At 70.0% G+C, this 19,363-nt stretch carries 18 protein-coding genes and 1 other RNA gene; 8 read left to right on the top strand and 11 right to left on the bottom strand.

All coding sequences use genetic code 11. The features are described 5' to 3' along the window. Nucleotides 1-20 precede the first annotated feature (20 nt). The 3 genes from AC5W54_RS01100 to AC5W54_RS01090 are packed head-to-tail and all read right to left on the bottom strand — an operon-like array spanning nucleotide 21 to nucleotide 1,778. The gene (locus tag AC5W54_RS01100) at nucleotides 21-770 is read right to left on the bottom strand and encodes a 16S rRNA (uracil(1498)-N(3))-methyltransferase (protein WP_495960221.1); all 750 of its coding nucleotides are present in this window, start codon (nucleotides 768-770) and stop codon (nucleotides 21-23) included. Between the two features lie 18 nt (nucleotides 771-788). Further along, nucleotides 789-1,304, bottom strand: a complete 516-nt coding sequence (gene secB / locus AC5W54_RS01095; protein WP_495960220.1) for a protein-export chaperone SecB — start codon at nucleotides 1,302-1,304, stop codon at nucleotides 789-791. Between the two features lie 51 nt (nucleotides 1,305-1,355). Further along, nucleotides 1,356-1,778 (bottom strand): rhodanese-like domain-containing protein, encoded by a 423-nt coding sequence (locus AC5W54_RS01090; protein WP_495960219.1) that lies wholly within the window; start codon nucleotides 1,776-1,778, stop codon nucleotides 1,356-1,358. 227 nt (nucleotides 1,779-2,005) lie between these two features. Here AC5W54_RS01090 and gpmI point away from each other — a divergent pair, with 227 nt between their 5' ends. The 3 genes from gpmI to AC5W54_RS01075 all read left to right on the top strand — a co-directional run bounded on the left by gpmI (nucleotide 2,006) and on the right by AC5W54_RS01075 (nucleotide 6,108). Further along, nucleotides 2,006-3,580, top strand: coding sequence for a 2,3-bisphosphoglycerate-independent phosphoglycerate mutase (gene gpmI / locus AC5W54_RS01085; protein ID WP_495960218.1), 1,575 nt, complete (start codon nucleotides 2,006-2,008; stop codon nucleotides 3,578-3,580). Between the two features lie 24 nt (nucleotides 3,581-3,604). Next, the gene (locus AC5W54_RS01080) at nucleotides 3,605-4,747 is read left to right on the top strand and encodes a murein hydrolase activator EnvC family protein (RefSeq protein ID WP_495960217.1); all 1,143 of its coding nucleotides are present in this window, start codon (nucleotides 3,605-3,607) and stop codon (nucleotides 4,745-4,747) included. Between the two features lie 71 nt (nucleotides 4,748-4,818). Then, nucleotides 4,819-6,108: a S41 family peptidase gene (locus AC5W54_RS01075; protein ID WP_495960216.1), complete on the top strand. Its 1,290-nt coding sequence runs from the start codon at nucleotides 4,819-4,821 to the stop codon at nucleotides 6,106-6,108. A gap of 18 nt (nucleotides 6,109-6,126) precedes the next feature. On the opposite strand, the gene AC5W54_RS01070 is transcribed toward AC5W54_RS01075, so the two are convergent. The 4 genes from AC5W54_RS01070 to AC5W54_RS01055 form a co-directional block, all read right to left on the bottom strand. Beyond that, nucleotides 6,127-7,407, bottom strand: a complete 1,281-nt coding sequence (locus AC5W54_RS01070) for a UbiH/UbiF/VisC/COQ6 family ubiquinone biosynthesis hydroxylase (protein WP_495960215.1) — start codon at nucleotides 7,405-7,407, stop codon at nucleotides 6,127-6,129. Between the two features lie 53 nt (nucleotides 7,408-7,460). After that, complete coding sequence (ubiH, locus tag AC5W54_RS01065) at nucleotides 7,461-8,672, bottom strand: 2-octaprenyl-6-methoxyphenyl hydroxylase (RefSeq protein WP_495960214.1); 1,212 nt, start codon at nucleotides 8,670-8,672, stop codon at nucleotides 7,461-7,463. Between the two features lie 64 nt (nucleotides 8,673-8,736). Continuing rightward, entirely contained in the window at nucleotides 8,737-10,074 is a 1,338-nt protein-coding gene (gene pepP / locus AC5W54_RS01060) for a Xaa-Pro aminopeptidase (protein ID WP_495960213.1), read from the bottom strand. 35 nt (nucleotides 10,075-10,109) lie between these two features. Continuing rightward, the gene (locus AC5W54_RS01055) at nucleotides 10,110-10,688 is read right to left on the bottom strand and encodes a UPF0149 family protein (RefSeq protein WP_495960212.1); all 579 of its coding nucleotides are present in this window, start codon (nucleotides 10,686-10,688) and stop codon (nucleotides 10,110-10,112) included. A 182-nt stretch (nucleotides 10,689-10,870) separates the two neighbouring features. On the opposite strand from AC5W54_RS01055, the gene AC5W54_RS01050 reads away from it, so the two are divergent. From AC5W54_RS01050 to AC5W54_RS01040, 3 genes are all read left to right on the top strand, one after another. Continuing rightward, complete coding sequence (locus AC5W54_RS01050; protein ID WP_495960211.1) at nucleotides 10,871-11,170, top strand: cell division protein ZapA; 300 nt, start codon at nucleotides 10,871-10,873, stop codon at nucleotides 11,168-11,170. 45 nt (nucleotides 11,171-11,215) lie between these two features. Continuing rightward, a non-coding RNA gene (gene ssrS, locus AC5W54_RS01045) (6S RNA) lies at nucleotides 11,216-11,400 on the top strand. Nucleotides 11,401-11,408: 8 nt separating this feature from the next. Further along, entirely contained in the window at nucleotides 11,409-12,041 is a 633-nt protein-coding gene (locus tag AC5W54_RS01040) for a 5-formyltetrahydrofolate cyclo-ligase (RefSeq protein ID WP_495960210.1), read from the top strand. A 390-nt stretch (nucleotides 12,042-12,431) separates the two neighbouring features. Here AC5W54_RS01040 and ilvA read toward each other — a convergent pair whose 3' ends face one another. Beyond that, nucleotides 12,432-13,946 (bottom strand): threonine ammonia-lyase, biosynthetic, encoded by a 1,515-nt coding sequence (gene ilvA / locus AC5W54_RS01035; RefSeq protein WP_495960209.1) that lies wholly within the window; start codon nucleotides 13,944-13,946, stop codon nucleotides 12,432-12,434. Nucleotides 13,947-14,107: 161 nt separating this feature from the next. Between ilvA and rpiA the strand changes: the two genes are divergently transcribed. Further along, on the top strand, nucleotides 14,108-14,782 hold the full coding sequence (rpiA, locus tag AC5W54_RS01030) for a ribose-5-phosphate isomerase RpiA (RefSeq protein WP_495960208.1): 675 nt from the start codon (nucleotides 14,108-14,110) through the stop codon (nucleotides 14,780-14,782). A gap of 34 nt (nucleotides 14,783-14,816) precedes the next feature. On the opposite strand, the gene waaA is transcribed toward rpiA, so the two are convergent. The 3 genes from waaA to AC5W54_RS01015 are packed head-to-tail and all read right to left on the bottom strand — an operon-like array spanning nucleotide 14,817 to nucleotide 18,635. Then, nucleotides 14,817-16,115, bottom strand: a complete 1,299-nt coding sequence (gene waaA / locus AC5W54_RS01025) for a lipid IV(A) 3-deoxy-D-manno-octulosonic acid transferase (protein WP_495960207.1) — start codon at nucleotides 16,113-16,115, stop codon at nucleotides 14,817-14,819. Further along, entirely contained in the window at nucleotides 16,115-17,545 is a 1,431-nt protein-coding gene (gene hldE, locus AC5W54_RS01020) for a bifunctional D-glycero-beta-D-manno-heptose-7-phosphate kinase/D-glycero-beta-D-manno-heptose 1-phosphate adenylyltransferase HldE (protein ID WP_495960206.1), read from the bottom strand. Before hldE ends, waaA begins: the two co-directional genes overlap by 1 nt. Next, a complete protein-coding gene (locus AC5W54_RS01015; protein ID WP_495960205.1) occupies nucleotides 17,535-18,635 on the bottom strand; it encodes a glycosyltransferase family 9 protein in 1,101 nt (366 codons plus the stop codon). The genes hldE and AC5W54_RS01015 overlap by 11 nt, the downstream gene beginning before the upstream one ends. On the opposite strand from AC5W54_RS01015, the gene AC5W54_RS01010 reads away from it, so the two are divergent. Continuing rightward, nucleotides 18,634-19,359 carry a 3-deoxy-D-manno-octulosonic acid kinase gene (locus tag AC5W54_RS01010; RefSeq protein WP_495960204.1) on the top strand — a complete coding sequence of 242 codons (726 nt, stop codon included), beginning with the start codon at nucleotides 18,634-18,636 and terminating at the stop codon, nucleotides 19,357-19,359. The two genes, AC5W54_RS01015 and AC5W54_RS01010, sit on opposite strands and share 2 nt — an antisense overlap. Nucleotides 19,360-19,363: the final 4 nt, after the last annotated feature.

Raw genomic sequence — 19,363 nt, 5'->3', positions numbered from 1 at the left:
AGTTCATCACCTTCTGACTGTCACAGATCCCCGAAGCGATGCTGCAGCAGCGAGAGCGCCACCACCGGGGCGGTTTCGGTGCGCAGGATGCGCGGGCCCAGCGAGAGGGGGGAGAAGCCGGTGGCCAGGGCGGCCTCGACCTCGGCAGCGGACAGGCCGCCCTCGGGGCCGATCAGCAGGGCGGCGCTGGTGGGGGTGTCGGCGCGCTCCAGGGCGCCGGCGGTACCGGGGTGCAGCACCAGGCGCAGGGCCTCGGCGCGATCGGCGAGCCAGTCGGTCAGGACGAGGGGGGGGTGGACCGGCGGCAGGGTGGCGCGACCGCACTGCTCGCAGGCGCTGGCGGCCACCGCCTGCCAGTGGGCGAGCTTCTTCGTCTCGCGCACGCCCTTGAGGCGTACGTCACCGTGCTCGGTGTAGAGCGGGGTGATCCCTGCCACGCCCAGCTCCACGGCCTTCTGGATGGCGTAGTCCATGCGATCGCCCTTGGAGATCGCCTGGCCCAGGTGCACCGTCAGCGGCGACTCGCCGCGACCGGCCTCGATGGCCTCGACGCGCGCCACCACCCGCTTGCGCCCGGCTTCGACCAGCACCGCCCTGGCCTCGCGGCCGCGGCCATCGAAGAGCACCAGCGGCGCGCCCTCGCCCAGCCGCAGCACCCGGGCCACGTGATGGGCGGGACCATCGGGCAGGACCACGTCGCCGTCGACGATGAGGTCGGCGGCGACATGGATGCGCGGGGCTCTTGCCAAGGCCTTGGCCTCGCTCTTCATCGACAGCCGCCCTTGCCCTTACTGGGTCGCCTGCTCACCCGACTGCTGGGCCTGCTCGGCCTCGCGCTTCTTCTTCTGAGCGTAGATCGCCTCGAAGTTGACCGGCGCCAGCATCAGCGGCGGGAAGCCACCGCGGTTGACCAGGTTGTCGATGCACTCGCGGGCATACGGGAAGAGCACGTTGGGGCAGAAGGCGCCCAGGGTGTGGTCGAGCTGCGCTCCCTCGATGCCGGAAATGCGGAACAGGCCGGCCTGTTCGATCTCGGCCAGGAAGGAGGTGGTACCCTCCTCGCTGTGGGTCACCTGCGCAGTGACCTTGACCACCACCTCGTAGAGGCCGTCACCGACCTGCTGGCTGGAGGTGTTCAGGTCGAGGCCGACCTTGGGTTTGAACGGCTGCTGGAACACCGTCGGTGAATTGGGGGCCTCGAAGGAGATGTCCTTGACATAGATGCGCTGCAGGGCGAACTGCAGCTGCGGCTTGTCCTGCTGGCCGGCGGCCGCGCCGGCGTTCTGGTTGTTCTCTTCCGCCATGGGAAAGGTCCTCTGAAACGGTGAACGAAGGAAGAAAGGTGGGTGGCGTGGTTACTTCTTGACCACGGGGAGGCCGTCGGCCTGCCACTGCGCCATGCCACCCTTGAGTTTGACCGCCCGCTCGAAACCGGCCTTGGTCAGCTTGGCCAGGGCGATGCCGGAACTCTGGCCATGCTTGCAGGCCACGATGATCGGCTTGTCCTTGAACTTGTCGAGCTCGCCCAGGCGGTTGTCGAGCTTGCTCTGGGGAATGTTGCGCGCGCCGGCGATATGGCCGGCCTTGAAATCACCCGCTTCACGGATGTCGAGCACCACCGCATCCTCACGGTTGATCAGCTGGGTGGCCTGGCTGGAGGTCACGCCGCTGGCGGCGCTGTTGCGGACCTCGTAGGCGATCCAGGCGGTCAACACCAGCAGGAAGGCACCCACCAGCAGCGGGTGATTCTGCACGAATTCGAACAGCTGATCGATCATGGGTCCGGAACACTCTTTCTCGGTGCATGATGGGGTGGAAACCGGCATGGCGCGCGGGCCTGCCGTCGGGCGGCGCCCAGTATACACGAAGCCGCGGCCGGCGGGCGGCGACCATGACGTCCGGCGCCGCCGTACGATATGATGCCGCAAGCAGAACCAAGTCGCGACCCCGATGATTGCCTCCGCGATCGTCGCGGCGTCGCCATCCAACAAGAGGCCCTCCCCCCATGACCGACGCTTCGACCTCCGCTCCCCGCCCGGTGGCGCTGATCATCCTCGACGGCTACGGCCACAACCCCGACGCCGAGCACAACGCCGTGCTGGCCGCCCGCACTCCGGTGATGGACCGCCTGCAGCAGGAGCACCCCGCCACCCTGATCCACACCGACGGCCGCTACGTGGGGCTCCCGGACGGCCAGATGGGCAACTCGGAAGTCGGTCACATGAACCTGGGCGCCGGACGCATCGTCTATCAGGACTTCACCCGTATCACCAAGGCGATCGAGGACGGCGAGCTGGACGCCATCGAGGCCCTCACCTCGCCCATCGATGCCGCCGTGGCGGCCGGCAAGGCAGTGCACCTGCTGGGCCTGCTCTCGCCGGGCGGCGTGCACAGCCACGAGGAGCACTTCCTCGCCATGGCCGAGCTGGCCGCCCGCCGCGGCGCCCGGCGCATCGTCGTCCACGGCTTCCTCGACGGCCGCGACATGCCGCCCAAGAGCGCCCTGGCCTCCATCGAGCGCGTCAACGAGCGCCTCGCCGAACTGGTCGGCGCCGACAACGGCTTTGTCGCCTCGCTCATCGGCCGCTACTTCGCCATGGACCGCGACAACCGTTGGGACCGCGTCGAGAAGGCCTACCGCCTGATCACCGAAGGCACCGGCGAGTTCGAGGCGATGAGCGCCGAGGTCGGCCTGCGCGCCGCCTACGAGCGGGACGAGACCGACGAGTTCGTCACCGCCACCAGCATCCGCCCGAACGGCGTGCCGGTGGCGATGGAGGACGGTGACGCCGCCATCTTCATGAACTTCCGCGCCGACCGCGCCCGCGAGTTGACACGGGCCTTCGTCGAGGACGACTTCAGCGGCTTCGAGCGCCGGGCCCGCCCACGCCTCGCCGCCGATGGCCTGGTGACGCTGACCCAGTACGCCGCCGACATCCCCGCCCCGTCCGCCTTCCCCCCGGCCGAGTTGACCAACACCCTGGGCGAGGTGATGGAGAAGCGCGGCCTGACCCAGCTGCGCATTGCCGAGACCGAGAAGTACGCCCACGTCACCTTCTTCTTCTCCGGCGGCCGCGAGGCCGAGTACGATGGCGAGACCCGGGTGCTGGTGCCCTCGCCCCAGGAGGTGAAGACCTACGACGAGAAGCCGGAGATGAGCGCCGTCGAGGTGACCGACCGCCTGGTCGAGGCGATCGACTCGGGCGCCTACGACCTGATCGTCTGCAACTATGCCAACGGTGACATGGTCGGCCATACCGGCAAGTTCGACGCCGCGGTGGCCGCCATCGAGGCCGTCGATGCCTGCGTCGGCCGGGTGGTGGAGGCGATCCAGCGTGCCGGCGGCGCCTGCCTGGTCACCGCCGACCACGGCAACGCCGAGCAGATGGTCAACCCCGAGACCGGCGTCGCCCAGACCGCCCATACCACCTTCGACGTGCCGCTGATCTATGTCGGCCCCCGTCCGGCGCGGCTCCATGACGACGGCCGCCTGTGCGACATCGCCCCCACCCTGCTGACCCTGATGGACCAGCCGATTCCCGAGGAGATGACCGGCCGGGTGCTGATCGACTTCGGCTGATACCACGCGACGGGAGGCCAGCGGATGGCAAGAGGTGTCGCGACACTCGGCGTACTGCTGCTGGCGCTCTGCCTGGCCTCGCCGTTGGCCGCCCGGCCCAGCGAGCAAGCCGCCCGGGAGCGGCTCGACGCCATCGGCGAGGAGATCCAGGGCCTCTCCCGGCGCCTGACCACCACCCGCGAGGCTCGTGACGACGCCGGTCGCGCGTTGCGCGAGGTGGAAACGGCGCTGGCCGAGACCCATCGTCGCCTCGACGCCCTGCAGGCCGAGCGCCGCGAGCTCACCGGCGAGATCGATGCCCTCGAGAGCCGGCGTGGCGGCCTCGAGGCCGAACGCGCCGACCAGGTCGAGGCGCTTAACGCCCAGCTCGACGCTCTCTACCGCCTCGGCCTCACCCCCCAGCTCAAGCTACTGCTCAACCAGGACGACCCGGCCCGGCTCGACCGCCTGCAGCACTACCTCAACCACCTGGCCAGGGCCCGCAACGAGCGCCTCGACGAACTCTCGCGCCTCGACGCGGCGCTGGCCGACAACCATCGCGAGCTCGAGGCCCGCGGTGCGCGCCTCGAGGCCCTGGCCGCGGAGCTCGCCGACCGCAGCGCCGAGCTGGCCCGGCGCATGGCGGAGCGTGCCGCCCTGGTCGCCGAACTCGACAATCGCTACGCCAGCGAACAGGCACGCATGGAGGACCTCAACCAGGATCGTGCCCACGCCGAGCGAGTGCTGCGCGAGGTGCAGGAGGAGCTCGCCCGGCTGCAGCGCCCGCCGCCGTCCACGGCCATCGAACAGACCCGGGGCGACCTGCCCTGGCCGGTGCAGGGGCAGGTCGCCTCGCGCTTCCGGCGCGGCGACGGCGTACACCGCAACGGCATGCTGATCCGTGCCGCCGAAGGCACCCCGGTGCGAGCCGTCCACGCCGGCCGGGTGGTGTTCGCCGACTGGATGCGCGGCTTCGGCAACCTGCTGATCGTCGACCACGGCGACCAGGTGATGACCCTCCACGCCCACCTGCAGCACTTCGGCGTCGACGTCGGCCAGGCCGTCTCCCGCGGCGACACCCTGGGCGCCGTGGGGGCGAGCGGTGGCCACGGCAGTCCGGCGCTCTATTTCGAGGTCCGCCGCGGCGGCGAGCCGATCGACCCGCAGGCCTGGATGGCCTCGCGATGAGCCCGGCCCCTTTCCCACAGCGTCACCCACGGGCTATGCTGACCTGCCCGTCATGGAACAGCGGAGATCGCATGCATCCACGTCTCGCCGGCCTTGCCGTCTCGCCACGGCGTCTGATGGCGATGCTTCTGCCCGTCGCCCTGCTGGCCCTGCCCCTGCCGGCCATCGCCACTCCCTCGGCCAACGACCTGCCGGTGGAGGACATCCAGACCTTCGCCGAGGTGTTCGAGCGCATCAAGCGTGCCTATGTCGAGGAGGTCGACGACAGCACCCTGCTGCGCAACGCCATGCGCGGGATGCTCAGCGAACTCGACCCCCACTCGGCTTATCTCGATCGCGAGGAGTTCCAGAGCCTGCGCGAGTCCACCGAGGGCGAGTTCGGTGGCGTGGGCATCGAGGTCGGCCTGCAGGATGGCCAGCTGACGGTGATCACCCCCATCGATGACACCCCGGCCTCGCGGGCCGGCCTGCAGTCCCGTGACGTCATCCTGCGCATCGACGACACCCCCACCGACCGCCTCTCGCTCCAGGAGGCGGTCAACCTGATGCGTGGGGAACCGGGGACCGAGATCGACCTGACCATCATGAGCCAGGGCGATGACGCGCCGCGTACCGTCACCCTGACCCGCGAGGTGATCCGCACCGAGAGCGTGCGCAGCGAACTCCTCGAGCCCGGCTACGGCTACCTGCGGGTCAGCCAGTTCCAGACCCGCACCGGCGACCAGGTGCGCAGTGCCATCGCCTCCCTGGAGCGCGACGGGGCCCTCGACGGCCTGGTGCTCGACCTGCGCAACAACCCCGGTGGCGTGCTGCAGGCGGCGGTGGCGGTGGCCGATGTCTTCCTCGACAGCGGCCTGGTCGTCTACACCGAGGGCCGCCTGCCGGACACCGCGATGCGCTTCTCGGCCGGCACCGAGACGGCCGCCCCGGACGTGCCCCTGGTGGTGCTGATCAACGGTGGCAGCGCCTCGGCGGCGGAGATCGTCGCCGGCGCCCTGCAGGACCAGCGCCGCGGCGTGGTGATGGGCACCGAGAGCTTCGGCAAGGGCTCGGTGCAGCAGATCATGCCGCTGGGCAACGGCGAGGGGCTCAAGCTGACGACGGCCCTCTACTTCACGCCGAGCGGACGCTCGATCCAGGCCCAGGGCATCGAGCCCGACGTGCAGGTCGTTCGCGGCCGGGTCGAGGTGACCGAGAGCGGCCGCCAGGTGCGCGAAGCCGACCTCGAGGGCCACCTGCGCTCACGCGACGAGCCCCGCGCCCGCAGCGAGCTGGCCGACCGCCTGCGCGAGGACTACCAGCTCGGCGAGGCGCTCAACCTGCTCAAGGCGTTGAACGTGCTCGGCCAGCGGGACCGGTAGCGCCGCACCGCAGGCGGGTTACCGGCAGGAGGCCGGCAACCTGCCCCGATGGCCGGTCGCCTGCTGCATCAGCAGGCGCTTGAGCGGCCCTAGCCGGTCGACGCCGGACATGCCCAGGTTGCGGGCCAGGGTCAGCGCCGGGTGGCGGGTCCCGAACAGCAGCCGGAAGCCGTCCATCAGCGCCAGCATGGCGGCGTTGTCCCCGCGCCGGCGCCGCGCATAGCGGGCCAGCAGGCGCTCGTCGCCCGGCGCCACCCCGCGGGCGCGTCCGGCCACCAGCTCCTCGGCCAGTACCGCCACGTCCATCAATCCCAGGTTCACCCCCTGTCCCGCCAGTGGGTGGATGCTGTGGGCGGCGTCGCCCACCAGCGCCAACCCCGGCAACGCGTAACGCGCGGCATGGCGCTGGGTCAACGGCACCGCCAGGGCCCGGTCGACCACTTCCACCTCACCGAGGCGATGCTCGATGGCCCCGGCCATCTCGCGGGCCAGCGCCTCGGGCGGCAGCGCGACCAGGCGCTCGGCCTCCCCAGGCGACGTCGACCAGACGATCGAGCAATGACGGGACTCGCCGTCGACGACCAGCGGCAGGAAGGCCAGGGGTCCGGTGGGCAGGAACGCCTGGCGGGCCACCTCGCCGTGGGGGCGCGCCGTCCGGACCGTGGTGACCACCGCCACATGGCCGGTGTCCCGGGCGCTGACCTCGATGCCCGCCATCTCCCGCAGCGGCGAACGGGCGCCGTCGGCGGCCACCACCAGGGGGGCGGCCAGCCGGCGGCCGTCGGCCAGCACCACTTCTCGCTCGGTGCCCCGCCAGTCGAGCCCGGCGACCCGGGCTCCATAGTAGCGCCGCACCCCGGGCAGCTCGGCGAGGCGTGACTCCAGGGCGGCGAGGATCACGTCGTTCTCGACGATATGCCCCAGCAGCGGCACCCCGGCCTGACCGGCGGAGAAGTTCACCTCGCCGCTGCCCTCGGCGTCCCACACCTGCATGAAGCGGTAGGGACTGATTCGCCGGCCCTGCATCCAGTCCCAGGCGCCCAGCCCCTCGAGCAGCCGCTGCGAGACCGGCGTCAGGGCGCTGACCCGCATGCCGGGTCGACCCCGTCCCGCCGCCGCCATGTCCAGCGGCCCCTCGCGGGCATCGAGCAGGGCCACCGCCACCCCGGCGTTGCCGAGCAGGCAGGCCAGGGTGGCCCCCACCATGCCGCCGCCGACGATCACCACCTCGACGACCTCCCTCTCCCCACCGCGCTCCCGGTCACTCGGCTGCGTTTCTTGCCGACTGTCGTCCTGCATGGGGTCCTGCCTCTCCTGAGCGACTGCCATCGTCCGAGCCATCATGTCCATGGCTATCGCTCCAGTCCCATGGCACGCCGCGCCAGGGTACGACGCAGGGGACCCGCCAGGTTCAGCCCCACCAGCCCCACGGCCCGGGCATGGGACAGCAGCGGGGCGTCGATGCCGAACAACCGGATCAGGCCATCGCTGAAGCGGATCACGTTGTGGCGGTCGTCGCTGCGACGGGCCTCGAAGTCGGCCAGCACGGCCATGCCACCGGGCGCTTCACCGCCATCGAGCCCCGCCTCCAGGGCGGCGACCAGGTCCATCACCCCGCGCAGGGCCAGGTTGAAGCCCTGGCCGGCCACCGGGTGCAGCGAGTGGGCGGCATTGCCCAGCACGGCGAGCCCGGGACGAACGGACTCCCGGGCGGTGATCAGCGACAGCGGGTAGGCGTGCCGGCGGCCGACCCGGCGAAAGCGCCCGGCGCGCTCGCCGAAGGCCTGCTGCAGCTCGGCGAGGAAGTCACCGTCGGCGAGTGTCAGCCGGCGAGACTCCCGGCCGGCGCCGTGGGTCCAGATCAGCTCCATGGCCTGGCCGCGCAACGGCAACAGGGCGATGGGCCCCTCGCGGGTGAAGCGCTCCCAGGCCACGCCGTCGTGGGGCTCGCTCACCTCCACGCTGGCGATCAGCGCCACCTGGTCATAGGGCCGCTCGCGACTCGCGATGCCGAGCCGCTCCTTGAGGCCGGAACGTCCGCCGTCGGCGAGCACCGTCAATCCCGCCTGGAGCCGGCCACCATCGGAGAGACGCAGTCGATACCCCTCCGCCGCCGGGCGGATATCCTCGACCCGGGCAGGACAGTGCCAGGCCAGCGGCAGTTGCACCAGCCGACGATGCAGCACCCGCCCCATCCAGGCGTTCGGGATCACGTGGCCCAGCGCCTCGACGCCCAGCTCCTCGCTGCGCAGCCGGGTCGCCCCGAGGCGCCCCTGTTCGCTGACATGGATCTGGCGGATCGGCGCGGCCTGCTCGGCCATGGCGGGCCACAGGCCCATGGCGGCGAAGTGGCTCGCCGAGCCCTCGGCGATGGCGCTGGCCCGGGCATCGAAGCTGGGCTGCCAGGGTGCCGCCGCCCGGTCGAGCAGGGGGGCGGCCTCGATCACCGCCACCGACAGCCCCCAGCGCTCGATCAGCGGTGCCAGCGCGCACCCCAGGCTCGCTCCCACCAGCCCGCCGCCGACAATGGCGATATCCACCCGCTGCCCCGCGGCATCCGTCATCGTGGCCCTCTCATGATTTCATAATGTACTTTACATAAAGGCATTTCGCGGAGATCCCGATCGGTCATTTCCTGACCATCAGCGCCTCGATATCGGCCACCCGTTTGGGCACCCCGGCGGAGAGCACCTCATGACCGGTGGCGGTGACCACCACGTCGTCCTCGATCCGGATGCCGGTGCCGCGGAAGGGCGCGGGGATGTCGTCGTCGGCGGGCACGTAGAGCCCCGGCTCGATGGTCAGCACCATGCCCGGCTCCAGGGGCAGGGGCTCGCCATCGCGGCGGTAGGGCCCCGCGTCGTGGACGTCGAGCCCCAGCCAGTGGGAGGTGGAGTGCAGGTAGAAGCGACGATAGCTCTCGTCGTCGATACGGGCCTGCACCTCGCCCTCGAGCAGCCCCAGGCCGATCAACCCTTCGGTGAGGCCCCGCACCACCTGGTCGTGGATCTCGACCAGGGTGGCGCCGGGCCTGACAGCCCCAACGGCCCGTTCCTGCACCCCGAGCACGACCTCGTAGAGCGAGCGCTGTGCGGCGCTGAAGCGGCCGTTGACCGGGAAGGTGCGGGTGATATCGCCGGCGTAGAGGTCGAACTCGGCACCGGCATCGATCAGCACCAGGTCACCCTCGCACAGGGGCGCGTCGTTCTCGATGTAGTGCAGCACACAAGCGTTGGCGCCGCCACCGACGATACTGGCATAGGCCGGGCCGCTGCCGCCCTGCCAACGGAACTCGTGCTCCAGCTCGGCCTGCAGGTGATATTCGGCCAGCCCCGGCCGAGCCGCCTGCATGGCACGCACGTGGGCCCGGGCCGAGATCGCAGCGGCGTGGCGCATCAGGGCGAGCTCCGCGTCGCTCTTGACCAGGCGCCGCGCGTGGAGCAGTGGGGCGATATCGGCAAAGGCCTCGGGCGGGCGAGCCCCGCGCCGCACCCGGGCGGCCAGGCGGCCCCGCACCCGATCGGCGAGGGCCAGGGCGCCGGCATCCGCCAGGGGCAGGTAGAGGGTACGGCGGCCGTCGAGGAGTTCCTCGAGGCGCTCATCGCGTTCGACGTTCTCGAAGGCCTGGTCGACCCCGTGCTCGCGCACGGCCCCTTCGGCACCGAGGCGAATCCCGGTCCAGGCCTCCAGGCTCGGGGCGCGATCCTGGCAGAACAGCACGCTCTCGCCCGCCTCGCGGCCCGGCAGCAGGAGCAGCAGGGCCTCGGGCTCGGGAAAGCCGGTCAGGTAGTGGAAGTCGCTGTCCTGGCGAAAGGGGAATTCGCTGTCGCGCGAGCGGGTGACCAGGGCGGCACCGGGCAGCAACACGGCGCTGTCGGCCGGCAGCGTTTCCATCAACGCCTGCCGGCGGGCATGGTATTCGTCGTTGCCAATGGCGGCGGGACGGGGCAGGATCTCGGGCAGCATCGCGGCTCCTCGGTAGGTGATGGGGTTGGGTGACCTCAGTGGCGGGTCTCGTCGTCGACCCGCTCGACCTGCGGCTTGCCCGGGTGCTGCTCGGTGTAGAGCAGCATGGCGGCCATCCGCGCATGCTCGGTCAGGGAAAAGAGGTCATTCTCGTTCTCGGCGCTGTCGTCGATGTCGGTCTCCATGGCCGCGAGGCCCGCGAGGTCCTCCAGAGCCTCGCGCAAGGGGGCCGACCAGGTCTGCCGCGGCGACTCGCCGGCGTCCTCGACCACCTCGAGGAAGCCCAGCGTCCACTCCTTGAGCCCCTGGGCACGCTCGGCCAGGGAGAACAGCTCGTCAGGCAGCAGCGGCTCGAAGCCGAGTTCCGCCGCCGAGAGGGCATCCAGCGTCTGGCGCCGCCAGGCGAGGAAGCGCTCGGCGGCCGGCTCGTCGCGAGGCTGCTCGACGCCGAGGGAGAGACAGACCTGCTCCAACCAGGCCTCGGCGGAGAGATCGTGGAGGGCCAGGGCGGCACTGAGCCTGCCGTCGAGAAAGGCCGGTGACTGCATGCTGCCGTGCAGCAGGAAGAGATCGGCGATGGTGGAGAAATCCTGGCGTTCGTTGATCAGTGACATAGGGAAAGTCCGTGATGGGGTCATGCCGACAGAGGGCGGTGATGTTCCGGGGCGCGTTGACCGCCCGAGAAGGGCTCTCTTATAGTGAAGTTCGAATCGATTCCATTCCTGGATGTTAACGCATCGGACCACCGGGAGGCGCGGCCCGCGCCCCGCCCGGCTGGACCGAACCGGAGCCCGCCATGACCGACGCCTCGCGGCCGACCACCGAAATCACCTTGCTGGGGCGCAGTTACGTCATCGCCTGCCCGCCCGACGAGCAGGACAAGCTCGAGCGGGCCGCCCGCTACCTGGACCGCGCCATGCACGGCATCCATGCCCGCGGCAAGGTGCTGGGTGCCGAGAAGATCGCCATCATGGCGGCGCTGAACATCACCAACGAGCTGCTCGAGACGCTCGATGCCCAGCGCGAGGGCGAGCAGAGCCTGAGCCAGCTCAGCGCCCGACTCGAGCAGGCGCTCGCCGACACCCCCCGTCGATGAGCAATCAGCACTTTGGCCCCATCGCCAGCTCTGTTAGGATGAGGATGTTCCCTGGGGTGTTTGCCAGTCGTTATCGTCCCTCGAGCCTATGCGCAGTACCCAGGGGGCCATATGCTAGCCGGACCCGTGTGCATGTCCGTGCGTCGGAAAGCCTGACGGTTCGGCTGCGGCCACCCACCTTGAACCACTGGGTTCAAGGGCCAGAACGACAGCGGCACTCTGGGGAACCTCGTCCGACATGACCACCATGCAGGATCTTGCCGCACCCCTTGCCTTCGATGTGCCTCGCCATGAGCTGCGTCGCGAGTTGCGGCGTCGGCGTCGTGCCCTGACGTCGCTCCAGCAACGGCAGGCGGCCCTGCGGCTGGCGCAACGCCTACGCCGGCTGCCGGAGGTCCAGCGTGCCCGCCGCGTGGCCCTCTATCTGCCCAACGACGGCGAGATCGATCCCACCGGGCTGATCCCCTGGTTCCGGCGGCGTAACGCCCGGGTCCACCTGCCGGTCCTCAAGCCGCTCTCCCACAATGCGCTGTGGTTCGTCCACTACCATCCCGGCACCCCGATGACGGCGAATCGCTTCGGCATCCCCGAGCCCGAGACCCGCCATGGCGCCCACCGTGCCCGGCGGCGCCCGGCCTGGGCGCTGGACCTGATCCTGCTGCCGCTGGTGGGCTTCGACGACGACGGCCAACGCCTGGGCATGGGCGGCGGCTTCTACGACCGCACCCTGGCCTTCACTCGCCACCCGGGGCCACGCCCCCGGTTGATCGGCCTGGCCCACGACTGCCAGCGGGTCGAGCAACTACCCACCGCCCCCTGGGACATACCGCTCGATGCCATCGTCAGCGACGCCCGGGTCATCCGCCCCTGATACGCGAACGGGCCGATGCGATGCATCGGCCCGTCAAACGGCGGGTCTGGTCATGGCGCTGTCAGCCGGAACGCACTAGCTCCCGACCAGCGCCTGGGCATAGCCGGTTGCCACGACGCCGATGCCGAAGACCAGCAGCAGTGCCATGACCAGATCGGGCTTGCGCTTCATTGCCTACTCCGTTGGAGACTGGACCGCGAAGGGTCGAGACGTTCGTTGTGAAGACCTTGCCAGGGTGTCGCCTCCTGCAGCCAATCAGGCCTCGGCAACGCTGTGACTATAGGGTGACAGCCTACATGCTGACAACCTTCATTCAGCAGATGTTACATTTTTAAACACTTGGTTGCTCCGGCCTGTGCAGTGAGTCAGCGCTCACACCGGAGCTTATCCTCAGGCCATGAACAGCCGATAGGCGGAGTTGTCCGACTCCTTCCAGTAGCGGTAGCCGATCTCGTCGAAATACTCCTCGACGTGGGAGCGGTCGCCATTGGGCACCTGCATGCCGACCAGCACCCGTCCGTAGGCCGCACCGTGATTGCGGTAATGGAACAGCGAGATGTTCCAGTCCTGGGGCAGATGGGTGAGGAAGTTCATCAGGGCCCCTGGACGCTCGGGGAACTCGAAGCGGTAGACCTCCTCGTCGAAGTGCTCCTTGGGCCGACCGCCACCGAGGTGGCGAATATGCAGTTTGGCCAGCTCATTGTCGGTGAGGTCGACCACCGGATAGCCGGCTTCGTGCAGCTTGTCGGTTACCGCCTGGCGATCCTCGCCGCCCGGCTTGACCTGCACGCCAACGAAGATGTGGGCCTGGTCCGGGTCGGCATAGCGGTAGTTGAACTCGGTGACCATGCGCTTGCCGATGGTCTTGCAGAACTTCTTGAAGCTGCCGGGGCGCTCGGGAATGGTCACCGCCAGGATCGCTTCGCGCTGCTCACCGAGCTCGGTACGCTCGGCGATGTGCTGCAGACGGTCGAAGTTGGTGTTCGCGCCGGAATTGATGCACAGCAGGGTCTGGCCCTCGACCCCGGTCTGCTGGATGTACTTCTTGAGGCCGGCCAGCGACAGCGCCCCCGAGGTCTCCGACACCGCTCGGGTGTCATCGAAGATATCCTTGACCGCCGCGCACATCTCGTCGGCTGAGACGGTGATGACGTCGTCTATCAGGTCGCGCATTATCTTGAACGGCACCTTGCCAATCTGCGCCACCGCCACGCCTTCGGCGAAGACGCCGACCTGGTCGAGCGTCACCCGCTTGCCGGCCGCGAGCGCCGCCTTGAGGCAGGCACTGTCCTCGGCCTCCACCCCGATCACCTTGATGTCGGGCCGCAGGTACTTGACGTAGGCCGCCACGCCGGCGATCAACCCGCCACCGCCCACCGGCACGAAGATGGCGTCCAGCGGCCCGCTGTGCTGGCGCAGGATCTCCATGGCCACGGTGCCCTGGCCGGCGATGACGTCGATGTCGTCGAAGGGGGGAATGTAGGTGTAGCCGTGCTCGGCGATGAGTTCCTGGGCGTGCTCGGCGGCGGCGGCGAAGGCATCGCCCTTGAGCACGACCTTGGCGCCCCGGGCGCGTACCGCCTGGACCTTGATGTCCGGGGTGATGCGCGGCATGACGATGACCGCCTTGACGCCCATCTGCCTGGCCGCCATGGCCAGCCCCTGGGCATGGTTACCCGCCGAGGCGGCGATCACGCCCTTGGCCTTCTGCTCCTCGGAGAGCTGCGCCATCTTGTTGTAGGCGCCGCGAATCTTGAACGAGTAGACCGGCTGCAGGTCCTCGCGCTTGATCAGGATCTGGTTGTTGAAGCGCCGTGACAGGAAGGGGGCCGGGGAGATGGGCGTTTCACGTGCGGCTTCGTAGACATGAGCCTGGAGGATCTTCTTGACGGTAGCTTCGAGCATCCTGAGGTTCCAAGGGTGGCGCAGAGGAGCGGCAGCGTGCGCTGCAGAGAACCACTATAGGTAGCATCTCCGGCGCCTCGCCGTCCAGCGTACCGCCATCGGCATGGGCCGCTCGCTGGCCTATAATGGCCCACCGCCATCCACCAGACAGTGAGCTCCCCATGACCCAGGACGAACTGAAGGACGCCGTGGCCGCCGCCGCCATCGCCGAGATCGAACCGCGGCTCGAGCGCGATACCATCCTTGGAATCGGTACCGGCTCCACCGCCAACCGCTTCATCGACCGCCTGGCCAGGCTCCGCGACGACTTCCAGGGGGCAGTCGCCAGCTCCGAGGCCAGCGCCGAGCGCCTGCGCGGCCATGGCATCGAGGTCTTCGAGCTCAACAGCGTGGGCACCGTGCCCTTCTATATCGACGGTGCCGACGAAGTGAACGCTCACCTCCACATGATCAAGGGCGGCGGTGCGGCCCTCACCCGGGAGAAGATCGTCGCCGCCTGCGCCGAGCGCTTCATCTGCATCGCCGACGCCTCCAAGCGGGTCGAGCGGCTGGGCGAATTCCCGCTACCGGTGGAGGTGATTCCCATGGCGCGCTCCTACGTGGCCCGGGAACTGGTCAAGCTGGGAGCCGACCCGGTCTACCGGGAAGGTGTGGTCACCGACAACGGCAACCAGATCCTCGACTGCTTCGAGTTCATGATCGACGATCCCGTGGCCATGGAGGCACGCTTGAACGGCATCGTTGGCGTGGTCACCAACGGTCTCTTCGCGGCCCGTGGTGCCGACGTGCTACTGCTCGGCACCGCCTCCGGGGTGGAGCGTTTCACTCCCGCCTGAGTCGTGTGCTCGGCACGCCGTGAGTGGGCACTCACTACGGCGGCAGAAGCCCCGACAGGCCGCTCAGCGTCCGCTCGAGGGCCCCGCGATTGGCGGCCACCACTCGCTGCCCGGCCTCGGCCAGGCGCCGACGTTCGCCCTGGTCGGCGAACAGCCGGGCCAGGGCCGTGGTCAGGGCCGCATCATCGGCCACCTCCACCAGCGCCCCGGCCTCGCCCAGCACCTCGGCCACGTCCTCGAAGTTGGCCAGTTCCGGCCCGCTGAGCACCGGCACACCCATGGCGGCGGGCTCCAGCAGATTGTGGCCGCCGATCGGCACCAGACTGCCGCCGACGAAGGCCAGGTCACCCGCGCCGTAGAGGCTCAGCAGCTCGCCCATGGTGTCGCCCAGGTAGACGGCGGTGCGCTCGTCGGGCCACTCGTCCCGCGAGCGCCGGGCCAGCGACATGCCGTGCGCGCGGCACAGCTCGGCCACTGCGTCGAAGCGCCGGGGATGGCGGGGCACCAGGATCAGCAGGGCGTCCGGCAATGACGCGCGCAACCGGACATGGGCGGCCAGCACCTGCTCGTCCTCGCCGGGGTGGGTGGAGCCGGCCACCCAGACGGGGCGCTCGCCCAACGAAGTGCGCAAGCGCTCACTCACCTCCCGGGCCTCGCCATTGACGCTGATATCGAACTTCAGCGAACCGACCACCTCGATTCTGCCGGCCGGCATGCCGAGCCCGCGGAAACGCTCCGCGTCGGCCTCGGACTTGGCGGCGAGCCAGTCGACCCGCCCCAAGGCATCCCGCATCAGCGGGCGCAGGCGGCGATAGCCGCGGAAGGCTCGGGGCGAGAGCCGGCCATTGACCACCGCCACCGGCACGCCACGCTGCCGGCAGGCATGCAGCAGGTTGGGCCACAGCTCGGTCTCGAAGAACAGCGCCAACTCCGGGCGGAGACGGGCGACGAAGCGCCTCGCCACGCCGGGGAAATCCAGTGGCACGAAGGCATGGCCAAGGCGCGACGGCTCGCCTTGCCCCGGCATGGCCTCGACCAGCGCCACCACCCGCTCGGCGCCGGTGGCGGTCATGGTGGTGACGGTGAGGCGATGCTCGGGATAGTGCGCCAGCAGCGCCTCGATCAGTGGTCGGGCGGCCTGCACCTCGCCCACCGAGGCGCAGTGCAGCCAGATCGTTCGTCCGCCGGGCGCAGCGGGGGGAACCTGGCCCAGCCGTTCTCGCCGGGAACGGCCGGGCAGTCGCTCGCGCCAGACCCGCCGCCAGATCAGCGGGGAGAGCAGGTAGAGGGCCGCCGAATAGAGCCGACGCGCCCAGGGAGAGCCGGACGCCATCAGGCCTCGCGGTCGAGGATGGTGGAGATCATCGCCGTGGTGGAGACGCCATCCTCGAAGCCCAGTACCCTCACCTCGCCACCGGCCTCACGCACGGCCTCGCCGCCGGCGATCTGCTCGGGCCGATAGTCCCCCCCCTTGACCAGCACGTCCGGCAGCACCGCCTCGATCAGCCGCTGCGGGGTGTCCTCGGCGAAGGCCACCACCCAGTCCACGGCTCCCAGGCCGGCCAGCACCTGCATGCGCCGTGCCAGGGCGTTGATGGGCCGCTTGGGGCCCTTGAGACGGGCGATGGAGGCGTCGTCGTTGACCGCCACGATCAGCCGGTCGCCGAGCTTGTGGGCCTGCTCCAGGTAGGCCACGTGACCGGCGTGCAGGATGTCGAAGCAGCCGTTGGTCATCACCACCCGTTCGCCACGGGCCTGGGCGGCTCGCACCGCCTCCACCAGCGGCCTCTCCTCGATGACGCCGAACTCGGCCAGCTTGTCGCCGTGCAGGGCGGTGTAGAGCTCGGCGATGGAGAGCGTGGCGGTGCCCGGCTTGGCCACCACCAGCCCGGCCGCCAGGTTGGCCAGGGTCATCGCCTCGGGGAAACCGTGGCCGGCGGCCAGCGCCAGCCCCAGCACGCCGATCACGGTATCGCCGGCGCCCGTGACGTCGTAGACCTCCCGGGCCCGGGTCGGCAGATGCAGGGGCTCGTGGTCGGTGCGAATCAGGGTCATGCCCTTCTCGCTGCGGGTGATCAGCAGCGCCTCGAGTTCGAGTTCGGCGCACAGCGCCTCCCCCCGAGCGGCCAACTCGGCGTCGTCGCGGCAGTGGCCCACCACGGCCTCGAATTCGGCCAGGTTGGGGGTGATCACGCTGGCCCCGCGGTAGCGGCGGAAGTCGCTGCCCTTCGGATCCACCAGTACGCGCCTGCCGGTCCCCCTCACCAGCCGGATAAGATCCTCGACACGGTTCAGGGTGCCCTTGCCGTAGTCGGAGAGGATCACCAGGTCGCAGTCGGGCAGGGCCGCCTCGACCCGCGCCAGCAGCCCCGAGGTATCCACCTCGCCGAGCCCCTGCTCGAAGTCCAGGCGGATCAGCTGCTGGTTGCGGCTCATCACCCGCAGCTTGGTGATGGTGGGAATGCCGGGGCTGCGCTCGAAGTGAGCGCTCACTCCGGAGCTCTCCAGGCGGCTGCTCAGGCGGTCGGCGTTGTCGTCGTCGCCCACCATGCCGGCCAGGGCGGCCTGCGCCCCCAGGGAGGCGATATTGAGCGCCACGTTGGCGGCGCCGCCGGGCCGGTCCTCGGCCTCCTCCACGCGCACCACCGGTACCGGCGCCTCCGGGGAGATGCGCGAGGTGCCGCCGTGCCAGTAGCGGTCGAGCATCACATCGCCCACGACCAGCAGGCGCGAGCGTTCCATGGCTGTCAGATCAAGCTTCATCGGCAGGGGACTCCGTGTCCTGGTGAGCGGTGGCGTGGGCGAGCACGGCTTCGAGTCGCTCGATCACGTCCTCGGCACGGATCAGCGACATGGCATCGGGGTGGCGCACCCGCTGTCCCCAGGGCACCTCCCCGGGTGATTTGTGCAGGTAGGTGCGTACCGCCTGGGGATAGCGGTCGACCACGAACTCGCGCCAGAGGTAGGGGGCGGCGCGCTCGGGGTTGGTGGTGGCATAGAGGCCCACCACCGGCGTGCCCAGGGCATTGGCCATGTGCACCGGGCCCGAGTCGGGTGCGACGACGGCCCGGGCCCGGGCGATCAGCGCCAGCAGCCCCTTGAGCGAGGTACCGCCGATGGCGTCGATCACCGCCTCCGGCCGGCTGAGGGCCTGGATGCGCTCCCCCATCTCGCGCTCCTGGGTGCTGCCGCCGCCGGTGAGCACCGCCCGCAGCCCGTGCTGCACCCAGGCGTGCTCGATCACCGCCGCATAGCCCTCGGCGGACCAGTTGCGGAAATTGCGCAGCCGGGGGTTGGCGCAGGGGCTCATCAGCAGGTAGGCGGCGTCGCCGGTCAGGGCCAGGGCCTCGTCGAACGCGGCCTCGGGCACCGGCAGGTTCCATTCCAGCGAGAGGTCCTCGACCCCCAGCAGGCGGGCGAAGTCCAGGAACGACTCCAGCACATGGGCCCGGGGGTGCGGTGCCAGGTGGCGATGGGTGAACCAGTGCTGGGCATCCTTGGCACGGGCCCTGTCGTACCCCACCCGTACGTCGGCCTTCAGGCCCAGCGAGAGGACGCTGGCGCGCAGCGCCTGCTGCATGTGCAGCAGGACGTCGAAGCGAGTGTCCGCCAGCTCGCGCCACAGCCGGCGCATCCCGGCCAGGCCGGTGGCCTTGTCGTAGACGACGAACTCGACCCCGGTGAGGCCGGCCAGTAGACTGTGCTCGCCCTTGCCGATGATCCAGGTGATACGCGCCTCGGGCCACTGGCGCTGCAGGGCGCGTACCGTCGGCACCAGGTTGCAGACATCGCCCAGGGCGGAGAGTCGCAGCACGCCGATGTGCCGGGGTTGGGCGGGCAGAGGATGCTTCATGCGCTTGGCAACATTTCGAACGGGAAAGGTTTCCATTCTATATGATGCGGACAGTTTATGTGACGCCCGCGAGGCGCCACAAATCGGCCCGCCGATCACCCCGCAGGCCTTCGATCCCGACCAGTGGCGGCGAGAGGGCCGTGTCGTCGGCGAGGCCCCCGGCCGCGGCGCCAGCCTGTTTCTCGATGCCGGGCGCGAGCAGTGGGTGCTGCGCCCCTATCGCCGCGGCGGCCTGGTGGCCCGGATCAGCGCGGCCCGCTACCTGTGGACCGGCCTGGAGCGCAGCCGCGCCTTCCGCGAGCTGCGCCTGACCGCCGCCCTGTACGAGCGCGGCCTGCCGGTGCCGCGGCCGATCGCCGCCAGCGTGACACGCCACGGCCTGACCTACGAGGCCGCACTGCTCACGGTGCGTCTTCCCGGCGCCCGCGCCCTGGCCGAGCGGCTCTCCCGGCGAGACGTCGACACGTCTCTGCTGGAAACCGTTGGCACCACGGTCCGTCGCTTCCACGATGCCGGCCTCGACCACGTGGACCTCAACGCCCGCAACCTGCTCGTCGACGAGCGGGAGACCGTCTGGCTGATCGACCTCGACCGCTGCCGGCTGCGACCCCCGGGCGCCTGGCAGGCGGCGAATCTCGATCGTCTCCAGCGCTCGCTGGCGAAATTCGATGCCGACGCGGCCATGGCCGCCATCCGGCGGGGCTACGAAGCGCCACCGCGTTGACCCC

This window comes from Halomonas sp. LMYGS-3 (assembly GCF_059509875.1).
Note: the sequence above shows the minus strand (reverse complement) of the source record. Positions and strands in the feature narration are given on the sequence as shown.

Coding starts and splice junctions, on each gene's coding strand:
- AC5W54_RS01100 (WP_495960221.1), bottom strand. CDS start 770: ATGAAGAGCGAGGCCAAGGCCTTGGCAAGAGCCCCGCGCATCCATGTC.
- secB (WP_495960220.1), bottom strand. CDS start 1,304: ATGGCGGAAGAGAACAACCAGAACGCCGGCGCGGCCGCCGGCCAGCAG.
- AC5W54_RS01090 (WP_495960219.1), bottom strand. CDS start 1,778: ATGATCGATCAGCTGTTCGAATTCGTGCAGAATCACCCGCTGCTGGTG.
- gpmI (WP_495960218.1), top strand. CDS start 2,006: ATGACCGACGCTTCGACCTCCGCTCCCCGCCCGGTGGCGCTGATCATC.
- AC5W54_RS01080 (WP_495960217.1), top strand. CDS start 3,605: ATGGCAAGAGGTGTCGCGACACTCGGCGTACTGCTGCTGGCGCTCTGC.
- AC5W54_RS01075 (WP_495960216.1), top strand. CDS start 4,819: ATGCATCCACGTCTCGCCGGCCTTGCCGTCTCGCCACGGCGTCTGATG.
- AC5W54_RS01070 (WP_495960215.1), bottom strand. CDS start 7,407: ATGCAGGACGACAGTCGGCAAGAAACGCAGCCGAGTGACCGGGAGCGC.
- ubiH (WP_495960214.1), bottom strand. CDS start 8,672: ATGACGGATGCCGCGGGGCAGCGGGTGGATATCGCCATTGTCGGCGGC.
- pepP (WP_495960213.1), bottom strand. CDS start 10,074: ATGCTGCCCGAGATCCTGCCCCGTCCCGCCGCCATTGGCAACGACGAA.
- AC5W54_RS01055 (WP_495960212.1), bottom strand. CDS start 10,688: ATGTCACTGATCAACGAACGCCAGGATTTCTCCACCATCGCCGATCTC.
- AC5W54_RS01050 (WP_495960211.1), top strand. CDS start 10,871: ATGACCGACGCCTCGCGGCCGACCACCGAAATCACCTTGCTGGGGCGC.
- AC5W54_RS01040 (WP_495960210.1), top strand. CDS start 11,409: ATGACCACCATGCAGGATCTTGCCGCACCCCTTGCCTTCGATGTGCCT.
- ilvA (WP_495960209.1), bottom strand. CDS start 13,946: ATGCTCGAAGCTACCGTCAAGAAGATCCTCCAGGCTCATGTCTACGAA.
- rpiA (WP_495960208.1), top strand. CDS start 14,108: ATGACCCAGGACGAACTGAAGGACGCCGTGGCCGCCGCCGCCATCGCC.
- waaA (WP_495960207.1), bottom strand. CDS start 16,115: ATGGCGTCCGGCTCTCCCTGGGCGCGTCGGCTCTATTCGGCGGCCCTC.
- hldE (WP_495960206.1), bottom strand. CDS start 17,545: ATGAAGCTTGATCTGACAGCCATGGAACGCTCGCGCCTGCTGGTCGTG.
- AC5W54_RS01010 (WP_495960204.1), top strand. CDS start 18,634: ATGCGCTTGGCAACATTTCGAACGGGAAAGGTTTCCATTCTATATGAT.
- AC5W54_RS01015 (WP_495960205.1), bottom strand. CDS start 18,635: ATGAAGCATCCTCTGCCCGCCCAACCCCGGCACATCGGCGTGCTGCGA.